This window comes from Stenotrophomonas sp. 05L44_2 (genome assembly GCF_056665995.1).
Genome location: NZ_JBFTNR010000155.1, coordinates 1 through 6,809, shown reverse-complemented (window position 1 = coordinate 6,809; position 6,809 = coordinate 1). Strand labels below are relative to the sequence as shown.

Here is a 6,809-nt window from a genome sequence, read left to right as displayed (position 1 = left end):
GGACGTACTTGCGCCGTCCCCCGCAACCTGAGCCACCCCGCCATCCCACGGATAGCGAGCTTTTGCTGTTGACGTTGACGTTGCCCTGGCTTCGGCGGGTGCAGGGCGCAGCCCTGCCGAACCACACCCCTCAGTAACGAGGACGGCCTTCTTCCAGCACCTGGCGCAGGAACGGCACGGTAATCCGCCGCTTCGCCGCCAGCGATTCGCGATCCAGCCAGTCCAGCAACGTGATCAGACCACCCAGCTCGCGACCGGTGTGCGACAGCAGCCACTCGATGGCGGCCTCGTCGATCGCCAGCCCTCTGCGCAGCGCGCGCTCGCGCAACACCGCCGCGCGGCCTTCCTCGTCCAGCGGCTGCAACAGCACGCGCACGCATTGGCCCAGGCGCGAACGCAGGTCCGGCAGCACCAGGCCCAGTTCGCCCGGCGACTTCTGTGCGGTGTACAACACCGTCACGTCGGCAGCGCGCGCGCGGTTGTGGAAATCGAACAGCGCGATTTCATCCTCACGATTGCCTGCCACCGCATCCAGGCCATCCAGCGCCACCAGCTCGCGCTGCTCAAGCCCTTCCAGCGCCACCCGCACCCGGCCGACCACGCTGGCCAGCGGCACATAGGTCGGCAGGCGCCCGGCCTGCTCGGCGCTGGAGCACATCGCCAGCGCCTGGTGGGTCTTGCCGGTGCCGGCCGCGCCTTCCAGGTACACCCAGTCGTGGCTGGCCCCCACCGCGATGGCATGCAGCTGCGCCAGCGCGCCGTCCGGCGCGCCGATGAAGCTTTCCAGCCGCTGGTCCCGCGGGTAATGCAGGGCCAGCGGAAGTTGCGGCACACCAATCACTTCAGTTCCGGACCCTTGTCATTGCCAGGCACGATGATATGGGGCTGGTCGATCACACCATCAAGCACGATCGCGGGCTTCTCGCCGGCGTATAGCTCACTCTGGCGGTAACGCTGGTGCGCATAGCGCAACAGCACATTGCTGACCGCCGCCACCGGCAGCGCCAGCAGCATGCCCAGGAAGCCGAACAGCTGGCCGCCTGCCATCACCGCGAAGATCACCGCCACCGGGTGCAGGCCGATCTTGTCGCCGACGATGCGCGGGGTCAGCACGTAGCTCTCCAGCAGCTGGCCAACGGTGAACACCACGCCCACCAGAATCAGCAGTTTCAGGTCGAACCCCTGCGCCTGTACCAGCGCAGCCACGATCGCCATCAGGATGCCGGTGGTCGCGCCCAGGTAGGGAATGAAGCTGATCAGGCCGGCGATCAGGCCGATCAGCAGGCCCAGCTTGAGCCCGACCAGCGACAGGCCACCGGCGTAGATCACGCCCAGCGCCAGCATCACCAGGAACTGCCCGCGGATGAAGGCGCCGAGCACCTCGTTGGATTCACGTGCCAGGGTGGTGATCGTGCCGATCTGGTTGCGCGGGATCACCGATGCCACGCGTTCGACCAGCTTGTCCCAGTCACGCAGGAAGTAGAACGCCAGGATCGGCAGCAGCAACAGGTTGACCACCCAGGTCACCACCGTGAAGCCCGAGCGCGATACGTAGCCCATGAAGGTCGTGGCGAACCCGCCGGCCTGCTGCCAATGGCTGCGCACCCATTCGATCACACGGTCCGGATCCATCCACTGCATCACTTCCAGCCCGGTCTTCTGCTCGAACCAGGGAATGCCCTTCTCCATCAGCCAGGCCTGCGCCTGCGGGGCCGCGGCGATCAGGGTGCTGATCTGGCGCTCGATCATCGGCACCAGCACCAGCAGCAGCGCGACGATCACCAGCACCATTGCCACGAACACCAGCACCACGCCGGTCATGCGCGAGCGGCCGGTGTCCTCGATGCGGTCCACCAGCGGATCGCCCAGCCAGGCCAGCGCCAGCGCCAGCACGAACGGCGTCAGGATCGGCGCCAGCAGCCACACGACCCAGCCGATCAGGCCGGCCAGCAGGATGAACTTCAGCCGCCGCAGGAACTGCGCGATTTCCGCTTCCGGGGACAGGATCATCGCAGGCGGTACTCATTGCTGACCGGCGCCGGTGCCGGTGCACCGGTCGTATCGTCGATCGGCGTCGGCAGGGCCGGCAGTGTCGCCGACGGCACCAGCACGCCGTTGTCGCCGAGCATGCGGTTGAAGCCGGCCAGGCCGGTGGTCATTTCCAGATTCAGTTCCAGGTGGTCGGCGGTCGCGCGCAGCGGGGTGACGTTGCGCACCACCGCAACTTCACGCAGGCCGGCGGCCARGCGCAGGTATTCGTCGGCGCTGTTGATGCCGGTCACCACCACGCGGTAGGTGCCCGCCTGGCCGGTGGCCGCACCGGCCTTTGCATAACGCTTGACCAGCGCGTCGGCAGCGCCATCGGCACCGGCGGCCATCGCGCGCATGGCGTTGGCGTCCTTGCTGGTCCACTTGTTCAGTTCCCGGCCGTTGTCGACGAACACCCAGTCCGCCTGCCAGCCGCCATTGGCGCGGTARAGCTTGCCGATCAGCTGCATCGGCGGCGAATAGCGCGACGAGGCCCGCGCGACTGCGGCGCTGTCCTGGCGCCAGATGGCACCGGCCAGGGCCTGCTCGGCGGCGCCACCACTGGGCAGGCCGAGCTTGTAGCCGCGCTCGATGGCCCGGCTCAGCAGCGGCCGCGCAGCGTTGGCCTGCTGCACGCTGACCAGGCGCGGACCACTGCCGTCGTCGACGGCCAGCCACAGCACCGGCTTCGGCCGGGGCTGAGGCCACAGCGGAAGGCCCAGGGCCGACACCAGCCCGTCCACGTCATCCTCGCGGAAGCGCGCGACCAGCAGGGTACGGAAGCTCGGCGCACCGCTGGCGCCCACGCTCTGGTCCTGCTTGTAGTCGTAGCTGGCAACGTAGTCCTTGGCATTGCGCAACGCCTGCGCCACGCCGGGGCGCGACATGACGCTGCGATCGCCGGACAATTTGCCCAGTACAACGCTCAACGCGCGGGCAAGTGCACCGTTGCGGTCAGCCTCGGCTTGGCTGTTGACGGGCACTTCGGCCTCGTACGCACCACTGGCAGTGGCAACATCCCCCTCGGTTCGCATGCCGCTCTGGGCCATCGTGGCCACCGGCAGGCACAGCGCAAGGAGCAGGGTCAAAAACAGGCTGCGGCGCATCAGGACATCCATTGGCTCGACGTATCCGGGGGGAATTGTTGCCCGAATACGGCCTTTGCGCCAATGCGGCCTGTTAAAATCGGCGATTCAACCCCTGCCAGCGCCGACGCCCGTGACCAACAGCCCGTCTTCCGCCCCTTCTCCTCTCACCTACCGTGACGCGGGTGTCGACATCGACGCCGGCAACGAACTGGTCGAGCGGATCAAGCCCCTGGTCAAGCGCAGCTTCCGTCCGGAGGYGATGGGCGGCCTGGGTGGCTTCGGCGCCCTGTTCGACCTGTCCAACAAGTACCGCGAGCCGGTGCTGGTGTCGGGCACCGACGGCGTCGGCACCAAGCTGAAGCTGGCCCACCAGCTGAACCGCCACGATACGATCGGCATCGACCTGGTCGCCATGTGCGTGAACGACGTGCTGGTGCAGGGCGCCGAGCCCTTGTTCTTCCTGGACTACTTCGCCACCGGCAAGCTGGACATCGACACCGCCGCCGCGGTCGTGGGCGGCATCGCCAATGGCTGTACCGAGGCCGGCTGCGCCCTGATCGGCGGCGAAACCGCCGAGATGCCCGACATGTACGCGCCGGGCGAGTACGACCTGGCCGGCTTCACCGTCGCGGCCGTCGAAAAGAGCGAACTGAAGGACGGCGCCAATGTCACCGCCGGCGACGTGCTGATCGGCATCGCCTCGTCCGGCCCGCACTCCAACGGCTATTCGCTGGTCCGTCGCATCTATGACCGCGCCGGCCGCCCGGCCGAGCTGGAACTGGAAGGCGGGGTCAAGCTGGTCGATGCGCTGATGGCCCCCACCCGCCTGTACGTCAAGCCGATCCTGTCGCTGCTGAAGTCGCACGGCGATGCCATCCACGGCATGGCCCACATCACCGGTGGCGGCCTGACCGAGAACATCATCCGCGTGGTGCCCGAAGGCCTCGGCCTGGACATCCAGGCCTCGTCGTGGACCCTGCCGCCGGTGTTCCAGTGGCTGCAGAAGGAAGGCGCGGTGGCAGACAGCGAGATGTGGCGCACCTTCAACTGCGGCATCGGCTTCGTGCTGATCGTCGCTGCCGACCAGCTCGAGGCCGTATCCGCTGCGGTCAAGGCGGAAGGCCTGGAGCACTGGACGATCGGCCAAGTGGTCACCGCCCAGGGCGGCGAACGCGTCCACATCGCCTGATCCACTGGACAAAGGAACCCGCATGGACGCACCTCCTCCCTTGTCGACGCCGCCGGCTCCGCCGGTGCTGCCGCCGAACCCGGCCGTGCCGGTGTTCGGCCCGCAGGACGCCACCCAGCTACGCCAGCTGGCGATCGGCCACTATGTGGTCGCTGGCCTGATGGCGGTGTTCTCGCTGGTCTTCGTGCTGCACATCGTGCTGGGCATCGCCATGCTGTCCGGCTCGCTGCCGATGAAATCCGGCGGTGAACCGTCATCGCCGGAAGAGCAGCAGTTCGTCGGCTGGCTGTTCACCGTGATGGGCGTCTGCATCGTGCTCGGCGGGCTGACCCTGGCAGGCTTCGTGGCCTATGCCGGCCGCTGCCTGTCACGGCAGCGCCGCTACCTGCTGTGCATGATCGTGGCGGGGCTGGCGTGCCTGTTCACCCCCATCGGCACCATCCTCGGCGTGTTCACCCTGGTCGTGCTGCTGCGCCCGCAGGTGAAAGCCGCCTTCGCTGGCCAGGCGGGTGTGGCATGAGCGATGGCATGAACCCCCCGCCGCTGCCACGGCAGACCCTGGCCGACCTGCAGACCGCAAGCCACCTGCACAACCTGAAGATCCTGTTCTACGCGCTGGCCGGCTTCCATTGGCTGGCAGCGCTGGTCTTCCTCGGCTTTGTCGGCATCGTCGCCTTCGAACGCGGAATGGACGACGGCGCGGTGCTGGCGACGGTGTACGGCGCGGTGTCGCTGCTGGCCATCGGCTTGGGCTTCCTGCAGCTGCGCACCGCGCGGCTGCTTGGCCAGCGCAGCCATCTGGCCTGGTGTCGCGGCGCGGCCTGGGCAGCGGTGATGGCCGGCCCACTGGGCATGGCCCTGACCGCCTACGCGGTGTATTTCCTGCGCAAGCCGGAGATCGCCGCCCTGTTCGACCGCGGCGACCACGTCAGCGTCTGAGCTGGCAAGCGCATGTTCCGTCTCTTCTGCTGATCGCCCCGACATGTCCACGCCCGCTGCCTCCACGCTCGCCCGCAACCGCGCCACCCACTCCCTGTCGGCACCGAAGAAGGCCGCACTGGTCGCGGTGCTGGGCATCTTCGCCGCCACCTGGATCCATCCGCTGTGGCCGCTCGAGCAGACCCTGCACAGTTCGCTGACGGTGATCGGCCTGCTGGCCCTGTGGTGGGTGGACCGGCGCTGGCAGCTGGGCAACGGCGCGTTCATCGCCATCTGCGGCTTCATCGCCATCCACTGCGTGGCCGCGCGCTGGCTGTACTCCAACGTCCCGTATGACGCATGGCTGCAGTCGCTGCTCGGGTGGTCGCCGGACGCCGCCTTTGGCTGGCAGCGCAACCACTTCGATCGCCTGATCCACTTCCTCTATGGCGTCTGCTTCACCCCCGCATTGCTGCAGCTGGCGCGACATTCCTGGCCTGCGCTGCGCATCGGCCAGGCATTCACCCTGGCGGTGATGGCGGTGATGTGTTCCAGCCTGGTGTATGAGTGGCTGGAATGGGGCATCGCCCTTGCCCTGTCGCCGGAAGCGGCCGAGGCCTACAACGGCCAGCAGGGCGACATGTGGGACGCGCATGCGGACATGCTGCTGGCGACCCTGGGCAGCCTGTTGCTGTGGCCGCTGGTACGCCGGAGCGTGGTGCGATGAGCATCCGCCGAATCGCCGTGCTGGCATCCGGGCGCGGCAGCAACCTGCAGGCCATTGTCGACGCCATCGCGGCAGGGCGACTACAGGCCGAGATTGTCGGCGTGTTCTCCGATCGTCCCGATGCGACCGCCCTGGAGCGGGTGGCAACGGATCGGCGCTGGGGGCATGCGCCGAAGGAATTCAGCAACCGCGCCGCCTACGAGCAGGCGCTGGGTGATGCGCTGGCAGCATCCACGCCGGACTGGATCGTCTGCGCCGGCTACATGCGCATTCTGGGCGCCGATTTCGTACAGCGGTTCACTGGCCGCCTGGTCAACATCCACCCCTCGCTGCTGCCGTTGCACAAGGGCCTGCACACCCATGCACGGGCGCTTGAGGCCGGCGATAGCGAGCACGGCGCCAGCGTGCACCTGGTGGTGCCGGAACTGGATGCCGGCGCGGTGCTGGCGCAGGCCCGGGTTCCGGTGCTTGCCGGCGACGATGCGCAGACCCTGGCCGAACGCGTGCTTGCGGTGGAGCATCCGCTGCTGATCGCCACCCTGGAACTGCTCTGTGCAGGCCGCCTGGCTGAACGGGAAGGCCGGCCGATGTTCGACGGTCACCCCCTGTTTAGCCCCTTGGCTCTAGATTCCGCCGGAAACCTGAACCGGTAACGCCCGTGCACACGCCCCGCTGACTGCGGGGCTGGCATCCTGCTCCCCTCCTGCGGTTCCTGTCGGCCATGAAGACCACGTCCCTGCTGCGTACAACTCTGCTGCTGCCGCTTGCCGTCCTCGCCTGTGCGGGCTGGGGCCAGGCAACAGCGCCCGCTGCGCAGGCAACTGCGGAGGTGGCGCCGCCGGTGTTGCCTGCACTGGCC

The 6,809-nt window shown here is 68.0% G+C and carries 8 protein-coding genes; 5 read left to right on the top strand and 3 right to left on the bottom strand.

The window, feature by feature from the left end; genetic code table 11:
* Positions 1-130: 130 nt before the first annotated feature.
* The 3 genes from hda to AC1VAN_RS07390 are packed head-to-tail and all read right to left on the bottom strand — an operon-like array spanning position 131 to position 3,134.
* The gene (gene hda / locus AC1VAN_RS07400) at positions 131-838 is read right to left on the bottom strand and encodes a DnaA regulatory inactivator Hda (protein ID WP_032977533.1); all 708 of its coding nucleotides are present in this window, start codon (positions 836-838) and stop codon (positions 131-133) included.
* Positions 838-2,010, bottom strand: a complete 1,173-nt coding sequence (locus AC1VAN_RS07395) for an AI-2E family transporter (RefSeq protein ID WP_080149494.1) — start codon at positions 2,008-2,010, stop codon at positions 838-840. The genes hda and AC1VAN_RS07395 overlap by 1 nt, the downstream gene beginning before the upstream one ends.
* Positions 2,007-3,134: a DUF2066 domain-containing protein gene (locus tag AC1VAN_RS07390; RefSeq protein ID WP_223482051.1), complete on the bottom strand. Its 1,128-nt coding sequence runs from the start codon at positions 3,132-3,134 to the stop codon at positions 2,007-2,009. Before AC1VAN_RS07390 ends, AC1VAN_RS07395 begins: the two co-directional genes overlap by 4 nt.
* Before the next feature lie 112 nt (positions 3,135-3,246).
* On the opposite strand from AC1VAN_RS07390, the gene purM reads away from it, so the two are divergent.
* The 5 genes from purM (at position 3,247) to purN (ending at position 6,603) form a co-directional block, all read left to right on the top strand.
* The gene (purM, locus tag AC1VAN_RS07385; protein ID WP_480985549.1) at positions 3,247-4,305 is read left to right on the top strand and encodes a phosphoribosylformylglycinamidine cyclo-ligase; all 1,059 of its coding nucleotides are present in this window, start codon (positions 3,247-3,249) and stop codon (positions 4,303-4,305) included.
* Positions 4,306-4,327: 22 nt separating this feature from the next.
* The gene (locus tag AC1VAN_RS07380) at positions 4,328-4,825 is read left to right on the top strand and encodes a hypothetical protein (protein ID WP_105163572.1); all 498 of its coding nucleotides are present in this window, start codon (positions 4,328-4,330) and stop codon (positions 4,823-4,825) included.
* Positions 4,822-5,244: a hypothetical protein gene (locus AC1VAN_RS07375; protein ID WP_025874007.1), complete on the top strand. Its 423-nt coding sequence runs from the start codon at positions 4,822-4,824 to the stop codon at positions 5,242-5,244. The genes AC1VAN_RS07380 and AC1VAN_RS07375 overlap by 4 nt, the downstream gene beginning before the upstream one ends.
* 94 nt (positions 5,245-5,338) lie before the next feature.
* Complete coding sequence (locus tag AC1VAN_RS07370; protein ID WP_170919604.1) at positions 5,339-5,950, top strand: DUF2238 domain-containing protein; 612 nt, start codon at positions 5,339-5,341, stop codon at positions 5,948-5,950.
* Positions 5,947-6,603, top strand: a complete 657-nt coding sequence (purN, locus tag AC1VAN_RS07365) for a phosphoribosylglycinamide formyltransferase (protein WP_442252320.1) — start codon at positions 5,947-5,949, stop codon at positions 6,601-6,603. The genes AC1VAN_RS07370 and purN overlap by 4 nt, the downstream gene beginning before the upstream one ends.
* Positions 6,604-6,809 lie beyond the last annotated feature (206 nt).